Raw genomic sequence first — 24,544 nt, forward strand, 5'->3', positions numbered from 1 at the left:
AAGAAAATTCATTTAAGACTGGGGGTTTTGGAACACGTACTTTAAAACTAAGGATTGAGTCTCTATAATGCTGTAAATTTCACAGAGCTAAAGTGGGATGGGATGAAAGGTTGAAAAAAGCCATACTATGATTAACAATATGAAATTTCTTTTCAGCAATGCCTCCTAACGCTCTAATAAAGAGTTGATAAGATTAGAACGCACCTATAAACCAGCTGATAAAGCCACAAACATCTGTTATTGAGAGCCCCCATAAACTGTCGGTCTGCCTCCTTAAAATGTTTTGAATAGCAAGGTTTAAATAAAGGAGGTAAAGAGATGAAACGTATTCTTGGAATGCTTCTTATCATATTAACCTTATTGATAGTTATGGCATCATCTTCCTTCGCCGCTAAACTCTATACTACGACAATCCATGAAACAACAGTGGAAGAAGTGCAAGACATGATTTTAGAAGTCATGACTGGCAAAAATTTTACAGTTGATGAAGTAGACAAATACAAAATTATAGTTGCAAAGAATTTTGGTGATGGGTTTTGGGTGACATCACAGCTATGCAAGGTAAAATTCAACATGTTAGAGCGTGACGGGAACATCAAGTTGATGGTTAGTGAAACGGAGTTAGTGCAGGGTCAACTTGCACGTCAACGATCAATCGACCATCTTATTCCTCTTATTAAAGAAATTCGCAATAAAATTGACGGAACACCAATGGATCAGATTGCCAGCGAAGCCGTTAATCAACTTCCTGGCTCCGGAAATGAACGGCAAAAAGCTCTTGGGATTATTCTAGGAGATAAAAATGGTGAGGGATACATTCTTATTGCAAAAGTAGAACCTGGGAGCTTAGCTGCAGATGAAGGTCTGCTGCCTAAAGACATCATTATTGAAGTCAACGGCCGTAGTACCAAAGAAATGGAAAGCAGCGCTCTAAAATCTTACCTGGCGAATAAATTTGCAGCAAATGCTTCAATCATGCTTTTTTATAATCGGAATGACACGACAGAAATGGTTATTTTAAAACAACAAATGTAGCTCTCTCTTTTTAAAATTTAAAAAACAGCAGTGAATTTTAAGAATAAGATCAACAAGGTGATAGAGCTTTTAAAACAATTTCTGCCATTGGCAGTATAAAACTGGGCGGCTTAAAGGCCGCCCATACTGTTTGTTATGCGTATAGAGTTTGTTATGTTAGTCAGGTCAGCAAGTAACTTCAACAACTTTTGGCTTGGATAGCATAAAAAGAAACACGGTGAATACCACACTGGCCATTGAAAGCAACGGATGATGATAGAGCGCAGCCAAAGCTGAGATGGCAAAAGCTGCTCTGTGCCATAAGGGCAGAGGACCACGGGCATAACCTGTCAAAGCGAAAGCGATGCCGGTAAGAGCTCCTATTCCGCTTATGAGAGACGTTAAATTCTCTGTAAGTATGCCCTGAAGTATAAGACCTGGATCGTAGCAGAAGGCGAAGGGTACAATAAATGCTAAGATACCCAGTTTACAAGCAGCAAAACCGGTTTTGTTAGGCGATGACTCCGCAACAGATGCAGCAGCATAAGCTGCCAAGGCTACTGGCGGAGTTATGTTAGACACAATAGCATAGTAGAATACGAAGAGATGTGCCGCTATGGGCAAAAAGCCTATTTTTACAAGTGCTGGAACACCGAGCGCAGCACCGAGAATGTAGGCGCTGGTCGTGGGAAGCCCCATTCCAAGAATAAGAGAAACCAGAGCGATGAGAATAAGGGCCAGCAGGGAATTTCCGTGGGCAATGCTGATAACAGCACTGACGAACTTAAAACCGATACCTGAAAGAGCTACCGATCCAACCACCAATCCAGCAGAAGCACATGCCGTACAGATAATGGGGATGTTTTCAGATCCATCGTGTATGGCTTCAAGAACCTTTTTGGGTCCCATACGCAGGGCAGGATTAATGAGCGACAGAGCCCAGGCTAAAGTTATGCCGGCAATGGCCCCATACATGGGGGTATATCCAACCAGAAGCATATAAACAAGCAGAACAACGGGAGACATCATATAAAGCCGCTTGAACACAGCTTTTTTAGAGGGCAGCTCATCAGCTGGAAGCCCTTTAAGCCCGTCTTTGACAGCAGTAAGGTGAACCATCAGAAGAACAGCGCCATAGTAGAAGAGAGAGGGGAGAATAGCGGCAACCATAATCTTATTGAACGGAACCCCTAAAAGGGCTGCCATAACGAATGCCCCGGCCCCCATGATAGGAGGCATAATCTGTCCCCCGGCACTGGCAACAGCTTCTACGGCTCCGGCAAAATGAGGTTGGTAGCCAATGCGCTTCATTAGTGGGATGGTAAAAGAGCCTGTGGCATAGACGTTGGCCACAGCTGATCCAGATATGGAACCGAACAGGGCCGAACTAACCACAGCGATCTTAGCTGGTCCCCCAGCTGCAGTTCCGGTAAAGGCCTGCGCAAAATCCATGAAATATTCGCCGACGCCGCTTTTCTCAAGGAAACCGCCAAAAATAAGAAAGATCATTACAAAGGTTGCGGAAACCCCTAGCGACGAAGAGAAAATCCCCTCATCTGTTAGGAACATACCCTCGATAATTCTGTCGAATTCTGTAGGCACTCCTCTAAGTACAGAGGGAAGAAAACTGGCATCACATACGTAAGTATAAACTGTAAAGACTAATGCTACGATCACAAGGGGCAGCCCTACGATGCGCCGAGTTGCTTCCAGAAGAAGCACGATCAACATGGTGCCAAGTATGAGCTGGGCGGTGGTGAGTTCATCAACTCCCTGCATACGCATCATGAGTTGGTCATAATTAATCATGATGTATAGGCCAGGAGCCGCGGAAGCAGCAGCAAGAATCCAATCATACCAAGGCACTGTTGTATCTGGAAGCTGGTCTTTTTTAAAGGGGACAAGGGGATAGAGCACAAAGGCCATAGGCAGCACCCACGTTAAGTGAATTGCCCTTTGGAGAAAGGCCTCAAAGGTACCAAATACAGCAGTATAAAGATGGAAGAAACCCATAGCAAGGACATAGACATATAATGCCTTTGCTACAAAACCGTCAAGTTTTCTCATGAAATGGAACCCTCCTTGACAAACAGATCGAAACTACGTTTCCCCCTAAGATTAGAAACATAAACGACAAAGGCGGGCTTGATGCCCGCCTTATTGGTTTTGAGTGTGCATAAAAAAGTTCTTTTAGGCTATTTCTTGGCGGCCTCTGTCCAGTATTTTATTGCTCCTGCATGGCTCCTGATAGGATCTCCAGGAATCGCCGTAGCGGGATTCAGTTCTTTTATGTCCACCACTGCCTTGGAAAGGGATTCCTGATTCTCATGCATTGTTTTGCAGAGGTCGTAAACCATTTTTTCGTCGAGGTCGTTGCGTACCACTATGCAGGTGTAGTCTCCCACAACCTTTACAGGTGTATCTTTAACGGATTTGTAGATGCCGGGATCTACTGTAAAGGTTACAGTACCGTAATCGGCACCAACTTTATCAAGGGTTTCCTGTTCCATTCCAAGTATCACAATATCAGTCTGGCTCTCTACCTGCATAACGATGGAGGCGACCTTGCCTACTGAGAAGGCAAAAATATCAATATGTTTGTCTGCGATAAGATCTGCGCCGTCAGAGTAGGAGGCATATTCTACAGAGCCACCCCATTCCTTCAGGGCCTTGCGATAGTCAAGCCCAAAGCCAGATTTAAAAATACCGTTGATAATAAACTCGGAGCCTGTACCGGTCTTAAGAGTTGCAAAACGTGTTGGGATCTTGCGGGCAACCAAATCATCAAGGGACTTAATGTTATGTTTTTCTACGAAATCTTTGCGGGCGAGGAAATATGTGTACTGTGTATAGAGGTTAGCAAGTATAGTAGCATTTTTAACCTGCTCTTCGAAGGGAGCGCCAGCGCCTTTTTGGGCTACGGCAACCATGGACGTGTTAGAAAAACCGAAATCACCTTTACCCTTATCAGCGTTGATGATGTTGGCCACGGCACCACCGGTAATGCTAGTGGTGGGAACAGTTTTCTGAGACCATAGGTCAGCAAGAGCACCACCCAGGGCAAACCAGTTACCACCCGGCGGTCCCGCCATAAAACGCAGCTGATCAGGCGTGTCAGCAGCAACCATTGAAGCGGAAAACACACAGGTCAAGGCAAGGAGTAAAATAACGAATTTTTTCAAACGAAACCCTCCCTTATAATTTTTAGAAAATGAAAACATAAACCCAGCTCATTCTGCGTACACCTTTAATATTTAATATATCTATCTTCAAAGATATTGTCAAATTTGATGTATAATTTACAGATGAATGTATTTAAATAAATACAATTGTTTTAAAATTTAAAATACGGTTGCATCCATATAATGAAAAAATAATAGATGAATTGCACTTTAAGGTTTTCTTTGAACTATAATAAAAAGGAGGGGTAATCTTGCCCAGAGACCTGAGCTCCGTGAGACTTTCCCGCCTAAATAGCCTTGTTCTTGCTTTTTACTCCACGCCTCGGATGAGTAAGAGAGAAATAATAACCCGCCTTGAGTACTCTAGTGATCGGACCTTTGAACGAGACCTTGCCTACCTCCGAGATGAATACGCGGTAGACATTTCTTACAACCGAAACACTAGTCAGTATGTTTTTTATGGCCGGGGGAAGTTTCTTGTCTCCACAGCATTGACAGAAAGAGAAGTTACATCTATGGCAGCAGGCCTTAAAATGGCTGCCCATTTTTTGCCACATCTGGAAGATGCCTGCACAGAACTTTGGGGAAAACTGAAAGGAGTTCTTCCTGAGGATATTCCTGAGAAAGGAGAGCAGCTTGCCCTTTCTACTGTAGTAGCTCTTCCTGTTTCTTTCATGGACTCTGCTGTATTTGAAACACTTTTTAACGCTATACAAGAGAAAAAAACTGTCAGACTCAGGTACTGTTCTCCTTACGGGGATGGTGCTCCTAGAGAACATGAAATTTGCCCCTGGGGAATGTACTTCCGTGCTCATGCCTGGTATTTATGGGCTTGGAGCTGTAGCAAAAATAGCCCTATGACTCTCAGGATTGGGCGAATCTCTTCTATAGTAGCTTACGGAACGCCTCCATATGTTGAGCCGCCAGAGAATTTTGATGTTGGAGATTATGCTTCTTCTGCGTGGTATGGTTGTACAGGAGAAGGAATCCATGACGTTTCGTTGAAGATTGAACCACCCCTCGCAGCTGTAGTAGCGGAAACCACCTGGCATCCTACCCAAAAGATAGAAGAAAATGAAGATGGTTCCATCATATTGTCGGCAACGGTGCCTAATCTTGGCGATGTTGCACGATGGGTAATGGCCAGCGCTCCCTATGCCAAAGCGCTCGAGCCCACAGAACTGAAAAGTCAGCTTTATGAACTGGGGACAAGCATAGTTAATAGCCATAGTTGATAACATCCATAACCTGTCGCCCTGAGTCCTTAAAATGGTTTGTAAATGGATAGAGCCATTAAGAGGAGGTTTTTTAATGGTTTTTTCGGCGATGGAAACATTAAACAAATTTGAGATTGGCGAAATACAGAATAAGAAAACCAAAAAAAGAATAACTAAAGAACGTGCCAGGCTTTTTTTACAATCCATCGTTGAAGCTGAGGAAACAAAACATCCTTCTGTAAGCTGCGGACACGACTATCGCTACGAAGGAATACAAGTAATAGCCTCTGCTCTCGTTGGGGGAAAGGAGCTTATTCATCTAACGGCTTTTTCTATCGATCAGAGCAGCTCTCTCAGCAAAAAAACCAAGAGAAGGCTGACACGTTATCGAAACAAGATGGAATTGAGGAGGTTCAACAACAAGTAGGCATGTATATGACCAAACTCATGAGTAGAGGATTCTGATATTAACTTTTAGCCCCTTCTAGCCTTCCCAGTTATCCTTTCAAGAGAGATGCCTATAACTTTTGTTCTATCGGAAGCTCGTTTTATATATTCCCTCCCTTCAGAGATATGCTCCGGTGAATATTTCCCAATGAGGGCAATCAGCGCGATTTCTTTTTCATCCCCTTTTACTTCTTTAGCCCTTCCAAAGGCTATGACACTCTCGTAGTTTGTAGTGAACTTTTCTGGCACTACTTCAGCTTTGCCCACCACACAAATTGAAACTTTATCGTTGTAAGCAATGTTTTCAAGTTTATGCCCTTCAATCGCACAGTGAAAATAAATGGAGTCATTTATAAAAACATAGTGGAGAGGTACTCCATAACAATATCCATCCCGTGAAAGAGTAGAAAGCACCATATAATTTCCCTCTTCAAGCAGTGCCAGAGCCTCTATATTAGAAAGTTCCCTGTCTTTACGTCTCATTTCTTTAAACATGGGGGCACATCCTCCTCTTTGTGATGAAGGAACACAAACTTTTTATCTAATGTTAAATTTGTAGAATATTAAGGGTAACTCTATCTTCCTAAAGTGGCATTGTCAAGATTAACGAGGGGATAGGATATAATTTTTAAAAATCCTTCTGGAGGCATTCAGACATGAATATTAATAAGTTTCGTGAAACGGCAAATAATATAATGGAAGGATTGCCAGAAGAGCTTTTTAAGCAACTTAACGGAGGAATCATTGTTCTTGACGAGAAAAAAGAAGATGGCGAGTGTCTAGTGATGGGAGAGTATGTGGAGGACCCATTCTTGGGGAAAACCATTCTACTTTATTACGGATCTTTTGTTGAGGATCTGGAAGACGCTTCGTTCAAGGAATGGGCAGAGGAGATAGAAGACACCATAATACATGAACTTCGTCACCATATAGAATCTCTGGCCGGTGTAGATTACCTTTCTGACGAGGAGAAGTTGGAACCCTAGGCATAAAAGAACAACTGGTATGCCTCACGATAGGACCACTTTGTTTTTTATTTAATGCAAATCTGGATATGGAGGGCTGTGTCAATAACAAGTATATTTATTTTAATAAATTTGCTAATGGGGAAGTGAGAGAAACATGAAAAAGTACACTTTTTGGGGTAGGATTGCTGCTTTTGCCATAGGAGGAATAATGATTTTCTCCGGCTTTGCCATGGCAGCTGAACAAGCTCTCAATGCCTATACCATATGGTCAGAGCGATATGCTAACGCAGTATTTAGCGCTTTTACAGAAGACACCGGAATTAAGGTGAACTGGATGCGATTTTCTTCTGGCGAAGTACAGGCCAGGCTAGAGGCTGAAAAGGGCAATCCTCAGGTGGACGTTGTTTTTGGCAACATGGCTGAAGCCTTCGTGAGCGGAACTCCCAAAGGTCTTTTCGAACCTTATATACCTCAGGGGGCCGAACCTATTCCCGCTAAATTTAAAGATCCTGACGGCTATTGGACAGGCGTTGCAATTGACCCTATATGTTTTATGTTCAATACAAAATTCCTGAAAGATCATGGCCTGGAAGCACCTGCTTCGTGGGAAGATCTTACCAATCCCGCCTATAAGAACCAACTGCAAATGGCCGATGCCAGAACATCTGGAACCGCCATGTACCGCATACTGAGCCTCATACAGGCCATGGGCGAGGATAAAGCATACGAATACCAGAAAAAGTTAAACGAAAATGTTCAGGTCTATACGAAAAGCGGCGCTGGCGGAGCTTTGCCAATAGGTAGGGGACAGGCAGCTGGAGGAATATTCTTTCTCGTAGACGCTTTGGAGATGCAGCAGAAAGGCTACGATGTAACTATCAGCTATCCAAAAGATGGGGTAGTTGCTGGCATCGAAGCTATGGCCCTGGTAAAGGGAGCTAAACAGCCGGAACTTGCGAAAAAGTTTCTTGATTGGGCCTCTACAGAAAGAATGCAGAGGATTTACGAAAAGAGTCAAATCAATCTGATTCCCAGCAATCCTGAAGTACAAATTTCTAATCCTGGTTTAGATATGTCAAAGGTGAATGTGCTGCCGCTAGATATTAAATGGGCCGGGGAAAACCGCGATCGGCTGGTGGAGCGCTGGGTCGATGAAGTTCTCAAATAACAATAAGCTTACGAAAAGGCTCGATCTCCCATTAACGCCTTTTATGATGGTGTTATGGGCCCTATTGGGCCTTTTTGTACTATATCCTCTGGCACGCCTCATGTACATGGTCTTTACCATCGATGGGGCTGCCAGCTTTACCAACTTTACACAGGTGTTTACAAACTGGTACAACCGCAAGGCTTTTTTTAACAGTCTTATTTTGGCAACTTCCGTAGCGGCAGGCGGAACCCTGGTAGGCTTCATTTTCGCCTTCGCGGAGACCAGGCTTTCTTTACCTGTTTTTATCAAGTGGTTTATTGGAGCTGTAGTTGTTCTGCCTTTTGTTTCCCCTCCTTTTACGAGCAGTATCGCTCTCACCCTGGTGCTGGGGCCGAATGGACTGCTGTTAAACTTTTTGGGCATACCGGATTTCAACATATATGGATTCTTGGGAACGTGGATAGCTGAAACGCTGACGTACTTTCCCGTAGCTTTCTTAACTCTGGCTGCCGTACTTAGGGCTATTGATCCTAATTTGGAGGATGCGGCTATGAGCATGGGCAGCTCACGGTGGCGAACATTTCGCACGGTTACTTTGCCTCTCAGTGCCCCAGGCCTGGCTAATGCCTTTTTACTTCTTTTTGGCAGCTCATTGGCAGATTTTGCCACCCCCCTCGTTATGGCTGGTCATACATTTCCTGTGCTGACCACGCAGGCATACCTTCAGATAACTGGAATGTATGACTTGCGTGGGGGAGCGGCTATTTCATTTGTATTGTTGATACCAGCAGTTTTGGTCTATCTTTTACAGCACTACTGGGTAGAACGCCGCAGTTACGTTACGGTAACTGGGAAGGTAGGAATTCGTACTACTCCCAAGGGAGCCAGTGGTTTTATTGAAATTCTTATTTTGGCTTTTATTTTTTTAGTAACGATCTTTATCATTTTTCTGTATTCCATTATATTTCTGGGTTCCTTAGTTAATGTCTGGGGTGTAGACAATAGTTTTACTCTTGAAAATTATGTTTATGTTTTTACTGTGGGGCTAAAGGCAGTTAAAGATACGGTTATCATTGCAATTGCTTCTACACTTGTTGGCAGCGTAATAGGCGTTGCTATAGGATATCTTGTGAGCCTGAAAGACCTTCCCTGGCGCAAGACTCTGGAGTTTACTTCGCTTCTAAACTACGTTTTACCAGGAACAGTGATCGGAATAGCTTATGTCATCGCCTTTAACTCTGGTCCAATTGTTTTAACAGGAACAATGTCTATTATTGTAGCCCTTTGCGTCTTTCGCTATGATGCCACTGGAATTCGAGCTACAATAGCATCGCTGCAACAAATTGATAAGTCTATGGAAGAAGCATCTCTTAGTCTTGGCGCATCCAGGCTGACGACCTTTTTTAGAGTCACTCTCCCGCTGATCATTCCTGCTGTCACAACAGGAATGCGCTATCTGTTTGTTGTTTCCATGACAGCGGTAAGTGCTACTATTTTTTTAGTATCTGTCCGCTGGAGCCTGTTGACCATTCGTATTCTGGAGTGTATTACTGAACTGCTCTTTGCACAAGCTGCAGCATTCTCTGTGGTTCTTGTGCTTATAGTTTTTATAGCTATCGGGATTATATCTGTTATGTTTCGTATAGCCTATCCTGATTATGTCTGCCAGACAAGGAGGCCATAGCGAATGTCTCTTTCTATTTCTCTCACCCATTTAACAAAGATATTCACCAAAGGAAAGGAATCTTTTAAAGCAGTAGATGATGTCCACCTCGACATAGATGCGGGCGAACTGATAACATTTCTGGGTCCTTCCGGTTGCGGCAAGACCACGATCCTCAGAATGATCGCCGGCTTTGAAAAACCTACTGAGGGGCAAGTGCTAATAGGAGGACGAGACATTACACATCTGGCAGTGAACAAAAGAGACATCGGCTTTGTTTTTCAAAACTACGCCCTTTTTCCCCACATGAGTATTTTTGACAATGTTGCCTACGGTCTGAAAGTGAGGGGACTTTCTCGCAAAGAAGCGGAGCTAAAGGTCAAAGAGGTCTTAAATCTGGTGGGATTAATTGGAGTAGATGAGCGCTTTCCTCACCAGCTTTCGGGGGGGGAACAGCAGCGTGTAGCTTTAGCGCGAGTTCTCGTTATTGACCCCAGGGTTCTTCTTATGGATGAGCCCCTTTCCAATCTGGATGCAAAACTAAGAATATATATGAGGGCAGAGATCCGGAAGATCCAGAAAAAACTTGGAATAACGTGTATCCATGTTACCCATGATCAGAAAGAGGCCCTTACCATAGCTGACCGGATTGTAGTTTTGAACAAAGGGAAAATAGAACAGGTCGCTGCTCCTTTTGAGCTATATGCCAATCCAGCCACCCTTTTTGTCGCCGATTTTATCGGCCAGGCCAATATTTTCAAAGGACAGGTTGAAGCCCTTTCAGAAGAAAAAATAGATGTTTTTATCTATAATCGCATCGTAACAGTTAACTACAAATCTAACTGTAGTTTTAAAATAGGAGATGAAGTGGCGCTCATCGTAAGACCCGAAGCTGTAAGCCTGGGACAGTCTGAAAAATCAATGCTGAGCGGGCAAGTTCTTAGCTCAGTTTTCGTAGGGGATAGGATAGAGTACAATATTGAGATTAAATCAGGTCAGCTTGTCCATGCCTTTGTACCCTATAGTCACGACAGCACTATTTTCCCAGAGGGAAGCAGAGTGGGGCTGCTTATCGACCCTGAAGATGTATTAGCCCTTCCACTTTAGCGAGGTTGAATGACTGGATGGGATGTGCTATGTTAAAAACATTAAAGGGAGGAGATGAAATGGGCTTCCGTTTTTTTAGACGTTTCAGGATTGCTCCTGGCATTGCCATTAATTTGAGCAAAACAGGAATTTCGGCCTCTTTAGGCCCCAAGGGGGCAAAAGTAACCCTTGGACGACGCGGCACTAGAACTACAATTGGGTTGCCCGGGACAGGGCTTTACTACACAACCTTACACTCAGGTAAAAAAAGAGCTTCACCAAAATCCAAAAAACCAGCAACACCTCAGTATGAATCTCTTACACGAGAAGAAATTATCAAAAAGAAGCTAACCCTCAATTTTTTAAGCAGGCTTTTTTTACCTAAATCAGAAGAAAACTTTGTTGACGGGCTAAAGGCCTTTTTGGAAAAAGATGAAAAGAGAGCTTTAGCTTGTTTTCAAAAGTCATTAAACCTTCCTGACTCAGCTTTTATGGCCGGCCTCATTCTCCTGAACAACGACAATCCCCAACAAGCCATTATTGCTTTTCACCACGTGCAGAACAAAATTGACCTTCTCGGATCTCTTTTTAAAAAAATTGGCATCTATATGTCCCTATACTTACCTTTAACAGAAGAGATGCAAGTGGAGATATGGCCCGATAATAGAGGTCTGTATCTTGCTTTAATAGAAGCCAAGCAACGACTGGCGAAGCATGACGAAGCCATCATGTTGTTGAGAAAAATCGTAGATGAATCCCCAAATGATATAGCCTTTCGTCTTTCATTAGCCGAATTGCTCGCAGATGCTTCTGAAAGAGAAGAAAAATCTCATGGTATTTATAAAGAAATTGTAGCCCTAAGCAATAATGTTGAGAACGAGACAGCCCTGCACAGTGCTTTGTTGTTTTACAGGGGGAAGGCCCTCTATTATCTTGGATACCATACTTTAGCACGTAACACTCTGACTACAGCCCTTGGACGAAAAAAAGGCAGGCCCAGAGAGTAGCTCACTGCGATAAGATATGAGCGTGCACGAGTATACGAGGCATTGGGACAAAAGAAAAGAGCCCAAAACGAATTCGAAATCGTAAATGAGGAACGCAAAGTTCTTGACCTTATCAATCGATAGAAAAAAGCATTACCAGCCCCCACCGCCCCCGCCACCCCCGCCGCCTCCGGAAAGGCCTCTGCCGCCACTCCCGCTTTTTGAGCCGGGAGCAACGGAAGCCGACGCTATGGATGAAGCAATGGAGGAAGCCATATTAGCCATTGCTCTGCCAGTGTAAAGGTCGGAGATATCTGTTCCCGTATACCACTCAGGGTGATAGTCGCTTTCTTGGAGAATACTATCGAATCGGTTCGCCCAGGTATCAGCTGTGTCAAGGGCAAAGGCGTAAGGGAGCAAGCGTTCGAATATTTCAGGTGTTTCCTGTGGAGGGTGGAACATTTCAAGACGATAACGCTCAGCAGTGCCCATATACATGGCAAGCCCGTCAACTTCCCCTAGAACGTCATTTCCTTTCTCTGAGCGAATTGTCATAAGCTTGCGAAAGAGGAGAATCATAACAACAGTCGCTAATATGGGAATAAGTATGTACCAACTCTTTTTGTTCAGCCCAAGAAAGAAAAATTGAGCGATGCCTGCAAAGAATAAGATTGGGAAGAGTGTGGCAAAGATTTTCTTCATGATTTGCCCTCTTTCCCTCCAAATATTCCAGACTGACAGAATAACAGACCCTACTATGGAAAATATAAACGTTCCTGCTACAGAAAAAACAGCCATTTCTGCCTGGCCGCCCCACCCAAGCAACAGATAAATAATGGCAGGAATAATAAATCCTGCCGCCCATGGTAAGGTATTCTTTGAAAAAAGAGGTTTGGCGGCCTGTCGATAGTATTTCAACAGTTTAGTTCTGGCTCTGCTGAGAATCTTATGGTTGTTCTGTCTGAGAAGGAGCTCGATTCTGCCTTCATCAAAAAGAGCGGAAATAAGAATGTCCTCTTCAATGGAGCGTTTTTTTCGGGAAAGCTGTTCCTGATTTAGCTTCAGCGAGTATCGTTTCCCAGCTAAAGAAGAAGAAAAAGATACGACTTTCTTCATCAAATCGCTGTTTCCTAAAAGGCCAAGTCGTTTTACCGATTCTTCGAAGGTCAATTCTTCTATCACTATAAAGCCCCTCACAGCAAGATTAAGTATTTCTGCCGTAAAACAGGCGTTATCCATGCCCAGACGTTTCACATATCTCATAAACCCTGGGCCAATCCCTTTGGTAGGTGTAAAAAGGGGGATGACTGGTTTTCGAGGAGGGTCATTTCCCCAACGATGCCACGCTGCAGCATAATATGCCAATAAAAGCAGGGGGGCGCCGATGAAAAACCAGATTCCATATCTATCAAAAAAAGTGTATCTCAAGAGGGGGTTAGGCGGGGTTACAATACCTTTCGGCCATGTATAGGCCACAGTCAGCCCTTCTCTGGGAGCAAGGCTTCTTGTTGTCTGCACCGATCCATCAGAAAGGAGCTGAGCATCTTTTCCCGTGGCCCCTTGATATCCCGTATAAATGTCCACTGATGAAAAAGACACCTTTTGGGGAAGGGAAATGGAAAATCGCACCTTTCGTATGGGGAAACCCCAATCATTACCGGTAACGTTCCAGTAAAGCTCATCATGTTTTTCATAGAAACCAACCTGACCAGTAGTTACATAGATAAGAGAGTAAGTTTGTTCTCCAAAGGGAACTCTTCTATTGGGATCGCCAAGATAAATACGAACGCCGTTAGAGCGGGATTCTGTTCTGTATGGAACTTTCTTGCCGTTAAGCAAAGCTCCTTTAACAAAAAAACCTACCCTAACGATTTTGCCAGAAGTATCTCTGTAGATCGTTGGGAAATCTCGGTAAATTCCCCGTTGAATTTGTTTTCCCTCTGCCCATACAGTGATATCCTCACGAACCTCGAGGGAGGCATCTACCTTGACAGTCGCATAAGAAGAAAACGATAGAATGACTTCCTCTGCTCCAGCAGAGTTTGTAAGAAAAATTAAAAACAAAAAGATGAGCAAAAAAAGCCGGTGAAAACTCTTCATGGCGAAGCCTCCCAGACCGCAAAGAATTAGAAGGACACCTTCGGTGTTGTTCGCTCTTCCTCAGCAGTTTCAAAATAATCCGCTTTCTCATAGCCAAATCTTTTTGCAACGAGCACAGCAGGAAAGGTTTCAATGGCAATGTTATAATCCCTTGCAGCCCCGTTATAATACCGGCGAGCCATTTGTATATCGTTTTCCAGGGAGGTTAACTGCTCCTGAAGCTGATGAAAGTTCGAGCTTGCCTGAAGGGCAGGGTAGTTCTCCGCTACTGCAAAGAGGGTTTTGAGGGCGCCGGTAAGCATGTTTTCCGACTCCGCCCGTTCGCTCACTGTATGTGCTCTAGTGATAGCCGCCCGCGCTTCTGTAACCCGTTCAAAAACCTCTTTCTCATGAGTTGCGTATCCTTTTACTGTTTCCACGAGGTTAGGGATGAGATCAAACCGCCTCTTAAGCTGCACATCAATGCCGCTCCACGCCTCATTCTTCAAGTTAGACATTCGTACAAGTCTGTTGTATATGGAAACTACCCAAAAAACGATAAGAGCGACGAGAAGAAGAATCGAAAGTATTACCACCATGTGTATTCCCCCCCTTGATACTTAACTTAAGAAATATAGACCTTTTGACCATTCTACATCAAAAGAGCTCATTAACGTCTGATGAGATTACATGTAAAATTTTAATCATTTTTTCGTAATATGCTGGGAATAATTAAAAGTTTCTATTGTCTTCACTATATGGACTCCGTATAATGATAAATAAATCATAACCTTCCAGGAGGGATGCATGTCTAACACAACCCCTGAATTTGCAGCTGTTATATTGGCAGCAGGCGCATCTACCCGCATGAAGCAATGTAAACCTCTGCTCACTATAGAAAAGCAAAACATGCTAAGCCGCCTTGTAACAACATATAGAGTTGCCCGTGTTTTTCGTGTTTTCGTTGTAACGGGCGCCTATCGAGAACATGTTGAAAGAGAATGCTCACGACTTGCCTGCTCTGTAGTCTATAATGAAGACTATGAAAAAGGCATGTACAGCTCGGTGCTGAAGGGCATCCGATCCCTGCCTTCTGACATTACAGCCTTTTTTCTACACCCTTCAGATATTCCCCTGGTACGCCCAAGCACCATTCGTTTTCTTTGTGAACACTGGAAAGATTCTTTAAGCGTTCTTTCCCCAGTTTTAAAGGGGGAAAAGGGACACCCGCCTCTTATATCAGCAAAATTAGTGCCTTCTATTCTGGCGTGGTCTGGATATAGGGGCTTAGCGGGGCTCTTGCAACAGTATGCTGATTCTTTTATGCAAATCAACATTCCAGACCACTTTATCCATCTTGACATAGATACTCCTGACGATTATCGAAAAGCACAACGGGCATGGAGCGCACGTAATATCCCTACACTAGAGGAATGCGAAGAACTTTTTCGTCTGGCGCAGACACCTCAGAAGATCATAGAACATTGCCGCGTTGTGGAACAGATGGCTCGCCATATTGCCCTCTCTATTTCTTCTTTTCAGCCCTGCCGCTTTTTATTAGCAGAAAGAGCCGCCCTTTTACACGATATCTGCCGTGAATCCCCCAAGCATGATATTGTTGGCAGCGCTTTTCTTGCGAATTTTGGATTCGATGAAGTAGCAGAGATCGTTAAGCACCATATGGACCTTCCTGAAGAAGCATCTCTAGAAGCCAAGATTGTCTACCTTGCAGACAAAATAGTTAAAGATTTTAATGTGGTTTCCCTTCAGGATAGAATTGAGGAGACGACTCAAAAATTTAAGGGTGGGAAAGCTGAAAGACAGGGATTGGCACGTCTTCGCAAAGCCTTGGACATTCAAAGAGAATTCGAAAACTTGACAGAAGGTGGCCTCGAGTTAGGGGAGGGGAGTAGCAATGAACGGGACCTTCGTCATAAATGGGAAAAAGAGAGAACTTAATTTTACAGATGAAACGATCCTTCTTGATCTTTTAAGGTCAGCAAAACACACTGAAGTTCACTGTGGCTGCAGTGAGAGCAGCTGTGTCTGCTGCACTGTTCTTCTTAACGGACGCCCTGTAAGTTCATGTGATGTAGATGGTCCGTATAGGGCAAAATCTGCAGCCGAAATAGGGATCAATGGCACGGCACCTGCCATTGCTAACGCCATATACGATGCAGTCGGAGTCAGGCTTTATGATCTTCCTTTTACCCCTGAAAAAGTTTTAGTCGCACTAAAAAGGCATAAGAGGGTGATTTTATGATGAAGAAACAGATCATAGCCAACGGCCCTCTTACAGACGGTGATATTTTTTATCCCTCCGGGGCTCTTCTCATAGTGAATGGCAAAATAGCAGAGGTTGCAACATGTGAATCCATGAGGCGCAAATGGCCCGATACCCCCGTAATAGACGTTGAAGGACGACTTATCGTCCCAGGAATGACCAACTTTCATCATCACCTTTACTCGTCACTTGCCGTTGGATTACGCCCTCGTGGAGAAACTACGTCTTTTCTGGGAATCCTGGAAAATCTGTGGTGGCCCCTTGATTATCTACTTGACGAGGAGTCTATTTATTTTTCAGCGTTATACGGTATTTTGCGTTCAATACAATGCGGTATTACAACAATCTTTGACCACCATGCGTCTTTGGGACACATTAGAGGAAGTCTCAGTTTAATTGGCCGCGCTTTTAGAGAGGCTGGAATTAGGGGGGTACTCTCTTTCGAGATTTCGGACAGGGCCGGGAAAAACACCATAGACCAGCAACTTGAAGAGAATATATCTTTTTGGGAAAGCCATCAGAGGGATCCATTTCTCCATGGAATGTTAGGCCTTCATGCGAATTTTACCCTTTCTGAAGATACTCTTAGAAAGGTAAAGGAGGCAAAACCCCGCAATCTTCACATTCATATTCATTGCGGAGAAGGGGAAGAGGACCTTGCCTATTGTCAGCAGTTAGGATATAGGGGACCAATCCATCGTCTTGCATCCTTTAATCTTTTGAGCCGGGATTCTCTTCTCATCCACTGCATCCATTTAACAGAGGATGATTATGCTATTCTGAAAAACATTTCTCCGTGGGTGGTTACGAATCCTGATTCTAATGAAAACAACAGAGTGGGAGAAATGAACCGCCAACGGATTACAAAATTTGTCATAGGAACAGACGGCATGTCACCAGATATTTTGGCTTCTTTGCGAAACTATGCCATTACAGCAAAGGACGCACCAGAGCCTTTTGAGCGCCTTGAAAGGACCTTCTGGGGCTGGTCCCGCCTCGTTAAAAGAAATACGTGGGGCTTCCAGGGAGTGTTTGCTCATGACGAGCCGGCCGACATCACCGTTCTCAACTACAAGCCTGTAACACCCATCCATGAATCCAACATTATGGGGCATCTTATTCATGGTGCTCAACGAAGTCATGCTTATTTAACCATGTGCAATGGAAATATATTATGGAAGGACGGGTCATTCTCTTCTCTTAACGAGGGGCTCATTTTTAACAATGTACGCCTGGTTGCTGAAAAACTCCATAAGCGTTTTTCCTCCGCAAAAAGGGAGGGATTCCCGTGGTGGAAGTAAAAAGAACTATATGCGACGTTCTTTTACAAACTTCGTTCCTATGGCAGCAGAAAGCATGTCTGCTTTTTTTGAACGGTTGCACGCTGTTGAAAAGTTCATTGAAGGCCAGATCTTGTCTTTAAAGCAGGAGAAGAAGCCATGAAGAACATCAATCCACGCAAATCTTCAGCCTTCAAAAAAGAAATTGCACAAAAACTGCTGGAGCGTTTTCTTAACAACGTTAATATTCCATAAAAACTGTATTTACGAATACTTGACAGTCATTTGTAAATACTTTATTGTAACGGTGCTGATAGGCGCCATCAGTAATACAAGCTTAAAATTTTAGGAGGCAGTATTTTGACAACTCAGGGAACAGTCAAATGGTTTAATGCGTCAAAAGGGTATGGCTTCATCACTACCGACGAAGGCAAAGACATTTTTGTTCATTTCAGCGCAATTCAGACCGAAGGCTTCAAAACCCTCGAGGAAGGCCAAAGGGTCTCTTTTGAGATCGTAGAGGGGCCTAAAGGCGAGCAAGCGGCTAACGTAGAAAAAATCTAGTTTATTTATCCAGCATTCTTCTATTTCGATGGGAATAAAGGCAGCACTTTAACCCGTGCTGCCTTTTTATTTTTGTTATAAAATTTTTAGCTATATCTTTACAATTCGTAAAGGAAACATGTACAATGCATAGCGGTTTAAAAAGGCAGACCTGAAAATTTCTTTGGGTCTGCCCTTCTAAGTTTGTACTTTTTAATGTGCTATACTACGGCATGTCGTCTGCCAGTTGAAAGGGGTTGCTAAAGTATGAGATCCGAGCTTGTATCTCAGGAAAAGAATTTCGTCACTATAAAGGTAGAGTTAGAGGTCACAGAATTTCAAAAAAGCATAAATATGACTGTTCGTGAACTGACCCAGAAAATAAATGTTCCAGGCTTCCGAAAGGGGAAAGTCCCTCGTAATATTTTGGAGATGAGAGTTGGAAAAGAGGGTATCCTTATAGAAGCCCTTGAATCTATTATGCCTGATACCATTGACCAGATCGTTAAAGATTATGAATTAGACCTTATCGACCAGCCAGAAATGGAAATAGAAAAGCTCGAAGAGGGAAAGGATGTTCTTCTCACTTTGACTTTTGAGGTTGCGCCTGAAGTTAAACTGCCTGAGCTTGAAACCATTGAGATAGAAAAATTAAAGGTTAACGTCACTGACGAAATGGTGGATGAAGCAATCAAGAACATGCAGAAACAAAATGCGGAACACGAAAAAGTTGACCGGGCCGTAGAAGATGACGATGTTGTGGAAATAGAATACGTTACAAACGTTCTTGACGAAGAAGGGGAAATTATAAAATCCCATGAACCGGCAACAGTCAATGTAGATCTTGGCCTTCAGGATTTGAGACCTGGAATTAAAGAGGCACTAAAAGGGCATGTCGCCAACGAAAAAGTTGAAGCAACTGTTCAGGTAGAAGAGGACTATGCTGATCCAGAGGTTGCGGGAAGAGAGATTCGGTACGATATGTCTATCAAAGAAATAAAGGTAAAGAAATTACCGCCATTGGAAGCGGCTTTCTTTGAAAAGACCTTAGGGCATTCTGTAGACAGTGAAGAAGCTTTTCGTGAAGAGGTAAAGAATCGCCTGGTGGACCGCATGACCCAAGAAAGCGATACCATGGCTGAAAATGCAGCTGTTGCAAAAGTGGCAGATAAAACGGAAGTTGAGCTTCCAGAAACTTTGATTAATCGACAGATTGAGCATATTAAAAAGGAAGACACTGAAAATGCGCAAAAAAGATTTAACAAGACCATGGAAGAAATTTTAGCAGAATCTGGAATGGAACTGGAAGATTATGAAAGCAGAGTTAAAGACCAGGCAGAGCGGGCAGTTCGTCAGTATCTTGTTCTCGATGCTCTTTCAGAATCCTTTGATATTTCCATTGAAAAAGAGGACTTTGAATCTGAAGTAGAACCCCTTGCAACAGCGTATAATATAAGCACCGATACTTTGTTGAGATCAGTATTTAAAGATCAGAACAGAGTTATGGAAATGGGGAGCCGGATCCGTTACAAAAAGACAACGAAAGAGCTTTTGAGCAAAGTTTCCATTAAAGAAGTGGAAAAATTTTCGTCCTTGGAAAAAAACACTGAAGAGGACATCGCAGAACAGGCCGAATAGAACGATCTGTCTTTGAAGTATTAGTAAGATAGGTGGTGAAAATACATGCTTATACCTATGGTTATAGAACAGTCTGGAAGAGGGGAGCGGGCGTATGATATTTACAGCCGTCTTCTAAAAGATAGGATTATCTTTTTGGGACAAGAAATTGATGATCCCATAGCAAACACTGTTGTTGCCCAGCTTCTTTTTCTTGAAAGCGAAGACCCAGATAAAGATATACATCTTTATATCAACAGCCCTGGAGGAGTGATTTCTTCTGGACTTGCTATCTACGACACGATGCAATATATCAAAAGTCCTGTATCCACGATCTGCATTGGACAGGCAGCAAGCATGGCTGCTGTACTTCTCGCAGGAGGTGCGCCTGGTAAACGGATCGCTCTGCCTAACGCAAGAGTTATGATCCATCAGCCCCTTGGAGGCGCTCATGGACAAGCGACAGATATTGAAATTCATGCAAAAGAAATTCTCAAGATTAGAGAAAAGATCAATGATATACTTGTCAAACACACGGGGCAAACTCGAAAAAGAATTAAGGCTGATACGGACAGAGACTTTTACATGTCAGCTGCAGAAGCGCTTGAATACAGCATCATCGATAAGGTCATCGAATCTAGAGTTTAGATTTTCCCAGAGTTTCTGCCTGCGGATTTCGACAAGGGAGCCCGTGTATTGGTGCTCCCTTCTTTCTGTTTCACGCCCCCGGCTTTAAGGAGGTTTGTGTATGTTTAAATTTGAAGACAAAGGTAAAGGGGAAAATAAAGGCACCCTGCGTTGTTCTTTTTGCGGGAAGGAACAAAATGAGGTAAGAAAACTTATCGCTGGGCCAGGTGTCTACATTTGCGATGAGTGCATCCACTTGTGCAATCTAATTCTAAATGATGAAGTTGGCGGCGACTCTGTCAAGGGAAGCGACGTTTTCAACGTGTCCTTAAAAGACACTCCTAAACCCGCTGAGGTTAAGAAGTTTCTCGACCAGTACGTTATTGGACAGGAAGACGCAAAAAAAATCCTTTCCGTAGCCGTATACAATCATTTTAAGCGAATTAGCACCATGAGCGAAGAGAATGATGACATTGAGCTGCAAAAGAGCAATGTCTTACTTATAGGGCCAACAGGTTCTGGCAAAACCCTTTTAGCACAAAGCCTAGCCAAAAAATTGAATGTTCCCTTTGCCATGGCCGACGCTACAACCCTTACTGAAGCCGGATACGTGGGTGAAGACGTAGAAAATATTCTTGTTCGCCTTTTGCAGGCCGCAGACTATGATATTCAAGCGGCGGAGCGAGGAATTATCTACATAGATGAGCTTGATAAGATAACACGAAAGTCTGAGTCTGCTTCGATAACACGAGACGTTTCTGGAGAAGGGGTACAACAGGCATTGTTAAAGATTCTGGAAGGGACACTTTCCAATGTTCCTCCTAAGGGCGGACGAAAACATCCATACCAGGACTTCATACAGATGGATACGTCTAATATCCTTTTTATCTGCGGCGGGGCCTTTGCAGGAATTGAAGAGGTTATAGGGCGAAGAGTCAATAAGAAGATGATTGGTTTTGGCGGGGATATTCTCAGCGTGAAAGAGCACCGAAACTATGAGCTAATGCGTCAGGTGCAGCCTGAAGACCTTATGGCTTTTGGATTTATCCCCGAACTCATAGGACGTCTTCCCGTTGTTGTTCCGCTCGAAGAATTAGATGATGATGCCCTGGCTCGTATTCTTGTGGAGCCCAAGAATGCTCTGATCCGGCAATATCAAAAAACCTTTGAAATAGAGGGTGTGAAACTTTTCTTCGAACAGGACGCTATCAAGGCCATAGCGAAAGAGGCGCGCAAGAAAAACACCGGCGCACGTGGCCTAAGATCCATCATGGAATATCTCATGCTTGATCTTATGTATGAAATACCTTCACGCTCCAATGAAGTGGAGAAGATTATTATTACAAAAGAAGTGGTCGAAAAAGGAGCTTCTCCCATAATAAAAATTAAGGGGCAAGAGGAGGTAGCATAAGTGACAATAACGGAATCGGTACAGGCAGAACGATGTTATATTCTGCCTGTACGTGATCTTGTTCTTTTCCCAGGGGTCATAGTCCCTCTATATATAGGAAGACCCCGCTCATTAAAAACGATTGAAAAAGCAAGTATTGAAGATAAACCCCTTTTTGTTGTAGCTCAAAAAGATTTAACAACAGAAGAACCTATGTCTGAAGATATCTACACCATAGGAACACTATGCAAAGTGCTTCAAATGATTCGCATCCCCGATGGCACAGTAAAAATTCTTGTAGAAGGAAAACAGCGGGGGCGTATCAGGGAATTTTTTGAAGACGAAGAAACCTTTCAGGGTAATATTGCAATCGTGCAGTGGGTTTCAGCACTTCCAGAAAACATGGAAGCGCTGAAACGGAGTGTTCTTGAGCTTTTCGAAAAGTACGTGTCAATAAATGCAAAAATTCCAAAAGAGGTTATCGTTTCACTTGCAAACATTGAGCACCCCTGCGATATTGCAGATGTGGTTGCGTCTCATTTGAAAATAAAAACAGAAAAGAAACAAAAACTATTGAGTATCACTAATCCAGAAAAATATATTAAGCTTCTCATCAAAATTTTGATGGAAGAAATAGAGCTGATGGAGCTAGAGCAATCGATACAGGAACAAGTACGTCAAAAAATGGAAAAGGGGCACCGTGAATATTACCTTAGAGAGCAACTGAAAATCATTCAAACGGAACTGGGAGAAGAGGATTTTTCATCAGAAACAGAAAATCTTCTTAAAAAAATAGCAGAATCTGAGATGCCGGAAGAAGTCTGCAAGAAAGCCCGTATTGAAGTTGACAGGCTCTCAAAAATGCCTCCTATTTCTTCTGAAGCCAGTGTATTACGTACCTACCTGGATTGGCTTCTGGCATTACCTTGGAATACCTATACAGAAGAAAACCTGGATATTACAAAGGCACAAAGAATACTCGATGAAGATCATTATGGCCTTGTAAAGGTTAAAGAACGCATTCTTGAGTTTTTGGCGGTTCGTCAATTGGCAGGAAAAGAGGCGAAAGGACAGGTTCTCTGTTTTGTAGGACCTCCTGGAGTAGGAAAAACTTCTCTCGCGCAATCCATAGCGCGGGCCCTTGGACGCCGCTTTGTTAACTTTTCTCTTGGCGGAGTACGGGATGAAGCGGAAATACGCGGTCATCGCCGAACCTACGTGGGAGCTCAACCAGGGCGAATCATACAGAAAATGAGACAAGCTGGCACTAAAAATCCTATTATGCTAATGGATGAGATCGATAAGATCGGACAGGATTTTAGAGGCGATCCCGCATCAGCTCTTTTAGAGGTTCTTGATCCGGCGCAAAATAGCAATTTTACTGATCATTATATCGAATCGGCATTTGACCTGAGCAATGTAATTTTTATCACTACTGCCAATGTAACCCATACTATCCCTGCACCATTGCTGGACAGAATGGAAGTTATCCGATTGCCGGGGTATGTTGCCGAAGAAAAAATTCACATAGCGAAGAAGCATCTGCTGCCTAAGCTGTTCAAAGAACATGGATTGACAGACAAAATGATAAGCATTACTTCGAAAACAGTGGAGAAAACTATTAGGGATTACACGCGGGAAGCAGGAGTTCGCAATCTTCAAAGGAGCCTGGCCACTCTCTGTAGAAAGGTAACGCTTAAAATAGTAAGAGAGGGAAAAGACTCTACCCTTAAAAAGATTACAATAGGGGTAAAAGACCTGAAGGATTATTTGGGAGCGCCACGGCTCTACGATGTGCAGCTTCCTCAAAACAAACAAAAAGGCACGGTTGTGGGTCTTGCATGGACTGAAAGCGGCGGAGATGTCCTCGTTATCGAAGCCGTTGCCATGTCTGGAAAGGGCGATATTATACTCACTGGCAATTTGGGGAATATTATGCAGGAATCAGCTCAGACGGCTCTTGGCTTTCTGCGAGCCCGTAGCGCCGAACTAGGTCTGGACCACATAAACTGGAAAAACCAGGATATACATATTCATGTTCCAGAGGGAGCAATTCCAAAAGATGGGCCATCTGCAGGCATAACCATGGCTGTAGTCATGCTTTCAGCTTTGAGCAGCAGACAGGTGCTTCCAGGGATAGCAATGACGGGTGAAATCTCTCTTCAGGGAAAAGTTCTGCCGGTAGGGGGCATTCGAGAAAAGATTCTGGCTGCAAAACGTCAAAAAATTAGCAACATTATTATTCCTGGCGCCAACCGCATAGATGTAGAGGAAATGGAGCAGTGGGTCACTAAGGGGCTCTCCTTCTATTTTGTTGACAATGTGTCAGAAGTTTTTGACATAGCTCTGGAGCGGAGGTAGAAATGGCTCAGCGCTGGAAAGCACAGCTCGCAATGACTGCATTTAAAGAAGACCAGTTTCCACCCCAGACTCTTCCTGAGGTGGCTTTTGTGGGGCGTTCGAATGTAGGCAAATCAATGTTGCTTAATGCCCTTATGGAACGGAAATTAGCTCATGTCGGTTCTACGCCAGGAAAAACCAGAAGTGTCAACTTCTACAAAATAGAAGCGGAAGTTGACTTTTTTCTAGTGGATCTTCCAGGCTATGGATACGCAGCCCGAGGCTTCAAAGAAAAAGAAAAATGGGCAAAGCTAATTGAACAATACATTACACAAAGAGAAACATTGCAGCTTCTTGTTCATTTGGTAGATTTTCGCCACGGTTTGCTGAAAAACGATCAAGAGCTGCAAGAATGGATTTCTCAAATAGGCATTCCATCCCTTGTTGTATTTACAAAAGCCGACAAGATTTCGAAGGGGCGACATAAGGGGATGCTGCATTCTTATATCAGGAAGGGACTCAAATCCATAGAAGTTCCCTTTATAGTTTCAGCTCAGGACAAGTCAGGAGTAGGAGAATTCCGTCAATTTCTGACACAATATCTTAATAGAGGGTAAATACTTGATTTTAATTTTCAGATAAGTTTACCGATATAGAAATAATGGAGGGGA

The 24,544-nt window shown here is 43.4% G+C and carries 23 protein-coding genes; 18 read left to right on the plus strand and 5 right to left on the minus strand.

Annotated elements, in window-relative coordinates:
- Window positions 1-318: 318 nt before the first annotated feature.
- Entirely contained in the window at window positions 319-1,035 is a 717-nt protein-coding gene (locus tag BUC50_RS03270) for a PDZ domain-containing protein (RefSeq protein WP_273015485.1), read from the plus strand.
- Between the two features lie 165 nt (window positions 1,036-1,200).
- On the opposite strand, the gene BUC50_RS03275 is transcribed toward BUC50_RS03270, so the two are convergent.
- The gene (locus tag BUC50_RS03275; RefSeq protein WP_273312256.1) at window positions 1,201-3,081 is read right to left on the minus strand and encodes a TRAP transporter permease; all 1,881 of its coding nucleotides are present in this window, start codon (window positions 3,079-3,081) and stop codon (window positions 1,201-1,203) included.
- 128 nt (window positions 3,082-3,209) lie between these two features.
- A complete protein-coding gene (locus BUC50_RS03280; RefSeq protein WP_213700254.1) occupies window positions 3,210-4,196 on the minus strand; it encodes a TAXI family TRAP transporter solute-binding subunit in 987 nt (328 codons plus the stop codon).
- 272 nt (window positions 4,197-4,468) lie between these two features.
- Here BUC50_RS03280 and BUC50_RS03285 point away from each other — a divergent pair, with 272 nt between their 5' ends.
- Both BUC50_RS03285 and BUC50_RS03290 read left to right on the plus strand, forming a co-directional pair.
- On the plus strand, window positions 4,469-5,431 hold the full coding sequence (locus BUC50_RS03285; RefSeq protein ID WP_286677141.1) for a helix-turn-helix transcriptional regulator: 963 nt from the start codon (window positions 4,469-4,471) through the stop codon (window positions 5,429-5,431).
- A 76-nt stretch (window positions 5,432-5,507) separates the two neighbouring features.
- Window positions 5,508-5,840 carry an ARPP-1 family domain-containing protein gene (locus tag BUC50_RS03290; RefSeq protein ID WP_213700252.1) on the plus strand — a complete coding sequence of 111 codons (333 nt, stop codon included), beginning with the start codon at window positions 5,508-5,510 and terminating at the stop codon, window positions 5,838-5,840.
- 47 nt (window positions 5,841-5,887) lie between these two features.
- Here BUC50_RS03290 and BUC50_RS03295 read toward each other — a convergent pair whose 3' ends face one another.
- A complete protein-coding gene (locus BUC50_RS03295; protein ID WP_213700251.1) occupies window positions 5,888-6,355 on the minus strand; it encodes a pyridoxamine 5'-phosphate oxidase family protein in 468 nt (155 codons plus the stop codon).
- A 161-nt stretch (window positions 6,356-6,516) separates the two neighbouring features.
- Here BUC50_RS03295 and BUC50_RS03300 point away from each other — a divergent pair, with 161 nt between their 5' ends.
- From BUC50_RS03300 to BUC50_RS03320, 5 genes are all read left to right on the plus strand, one after another.
- Complete coding sequence (locus BUC50_RS03300; RefSeq protein ID WP_013048304.1) at window positions 6,517-6,846, plus strand: metallopeptidase family protein; 330 nt, start codon at window positions 6,517-6,519, stop codon at window positions 6,844-6,846.
- Window positions 6,847-6,982: 136 nt separating this feature from the next.
- Complete coding sequence (locus BUC50_RS03305; protein ID WP_052292802.1) at window positions 6,983-7,996, plus strand: ABC transporter substrate-binding protein; 1,014 nt, start codon at window positions 6,983-6,985, stop codon at window positions 7,994-7,996.
- Between the two features lie 43 nt (window positions 7,997-8,039).
- The gene (locus BUC50_RS03310; protein WP_052292838.1) at window positions 8,040-9,662 is read left to right on the plus strand and encodes an ABC transporter permease; all 1,623 of its coding nucleotides are present in this window, start codon (window positions 8,040-8,042) and stop codon (window positions 9,660-9,662) included.
- A gap of 3 nt (window positions 9,663-9,665) precedes the next feature.
- Window positions 9,666-10,748 carry an ABC transporter ATP-binding protein gene (locus BUC50_RS03315; RefSeq protein WP_013048301.1) on the plus strand — a complete coding sequence of 361 codons (1,083 nt, stop codon included), beginning with the start codon at window positions 9,666-9,668 and terminating at the stop codon, window positions 10,746-10,748.
- A gap of 59 nt (window positions 10,749-10,807) precedes the next feature.
- Entirely contained in the window at window positions 10,808-11,734 is a 927-nt protein-coding gene (locus tag BUC50_RS03320) for a DUF4236 domain-containing protein (RefSeq protein WP_013048300.1), read from the plus strand.
- Between the two features lie 132 nt (window positions 11,735-11,866).
- On the opposite strand, the gene BUC50_RS03325 is transcribed toward BUC50_RS03320, so the two are convergent.
- Window positions 11,867-13,813, minus strand: coding sequence for a DUF2207 domain-containing protein (locus tag BUC50_RS03325; RefSeq protein WP_013048299.1), 1,947 nt, complete (start codon window positions 13,811-13,813; stop codon window positions 11,867-11,869).
- A gap of 26 nt (window positions 13,814-13,839) precedes the next feature.
- Entirely contained in the window at window positions 13,840-14,391 is a 552-nt protein-coding gene (locus BUC50_RS03330; protein WP_013048298.1) for a LemA family protein, read from the minus strand.
- 208 nt (window positions 14,392-14,599) lie between these two features.
- Between BUC50_RS03330 and BUC50_RS03335 the strand changes: the two genes are divergently transcribed.
- From BUC50_RS03335 to yihA, 10 genes are all read left to right on the plus strand, one after another.
- Window positions 14,600-15,751, plus strand: a complete 1,152-nt coding sequence (locus tag BUC50_RS03335) for a DVU_1551 family NTP transferase (protein WP_013048297.1) — start codon at window positions 14,600-14,602, stop codon at window positions 15,749-15,751.
- Entirely contained in the window at window positions 15,708-16,055 is a 348-nt protein-coding gene (locus BUC50_RS03340) for a 2Fe-2S iron-sulfur cluster-binding protein (protein ID WP_041459338.1), read from the plus strand. Before BUC50_RS03335 ends, BUC50_RS03340 begins: the two co-directional genes overlap by 44 nt.
- Window positions 16,052-17,377: an amidohydrolase family protein gene (locus BUC50_RS03345; protein ID WP_013048296.1), complete on the plus strand. Its 1,326-nt coding sequence runs from the start codon at window positions 16,052-16,054 to the stop codon at window positions 17,375-17,377. The genes BUC50_RS03340 and BUC50_RS03345 overlap by 4 nt, the downstream gene beginning before the upstream one ends.
- A 10-nt stretch (window positions 17,378-17,387) precedes the next feature.
- The gene (locus tag BUC50_RS03350; protein ID WP_273015488.1) at window positions 17,388-17,519 is read left to right on the plus strand and encodes a hypothetical protein; all 132 of its coding nucleotides are present in this window, start codon (window positions 17,388-17,390) and stop codon (window positions 17,517-17,519) included.
- Between the two features lie 197 nt (window positions 17,520-17,716).
- Window positions 17,717-17,920 (plus strand): cold-shock protein, encoded by a 204-nt coding sequence (locus BUC50_RS03355; protein ID WP_013048294.1) that lies wholly within the window; start codon window positions 17,717-17,719, stop codon window positions 17,918-17,920.
- 246 nt (window positions 17,921-18,166) lie between these two features.
- Window positions 18,167-19,537 carry a trigger factor gene (gene tig / locus BUC50_RS03360; RefSeq protein WP_013048293.1) on the plus strand — a complete coding sequence of 457 codons (1,371 nt, stop codon included), beginning with the start codon at window positions 18,167-18,169 and terminating at the stop codon, window positions 19,535-19,537.
- Between the two features lie 45 nt (window positions 19,538-19,582).
- Window positions 19,583-20,164, plus strand: coding sequence for an ATP-dependent Clp endopeptidase proteolytic subunit ClpP (gene clpP, locus BUC50_RS03365; protein WP_013048292.1), 582 nt, complete (start codon window positions 19,583-19,585; stop codon window positions 20,162-20,164).
- Window positions 20,165-20,264: 100 nt separating this feature from the next.
- A complete protein-coding gene (gene clpX, locus BUC50_RS03370) occupies window positions 20,265-21,554 on the plus strand; it encodes an ATP-dependent Clp protease ATP-binding subunit ClpX (RefSeq protein WP_013048291.1) in 1,290 nt (429 codons plus the stop codon).
- Window positions 21,555-23,894, plus strand: a complete 2,340-nt coding sequence (gene lon, locus BUC50_RS03375) for an endopeptidase La (RefSeq protein ID WP_013048290.1) — start codon at window positions 21,555-21,557, stop codon at window positions 23,892-23,894.
- Between the two features lie 2 nt (window positions 23,895-23,896).
- Window positions 23,897-24,490 (plus strand): ribosome biogenesis GTP-binding protein YihA/YsxC, encoded by a 594-nt coding sequence (gene yihA, locus BUC50_RS03380; RefSeq protein ID WP_013048289.1) that lies wholly within the window; start codon window positions 23,897-23,899, stop codon window positions 24,488-24,490.
- Window positions 24,491-24,544 lie beyond the last annotated feature (54 nt).

The sequence above is a fragment of the Aminobacterium sp. EBM-42 genome (assembly GCF_001896635.1).
Taxonomy (GTDB): Bacteria; Synergistota; Synergistia; order Synergistales; family Aminobacteriaceae; genus Aminobacterium; species Aminobacterium colombiense.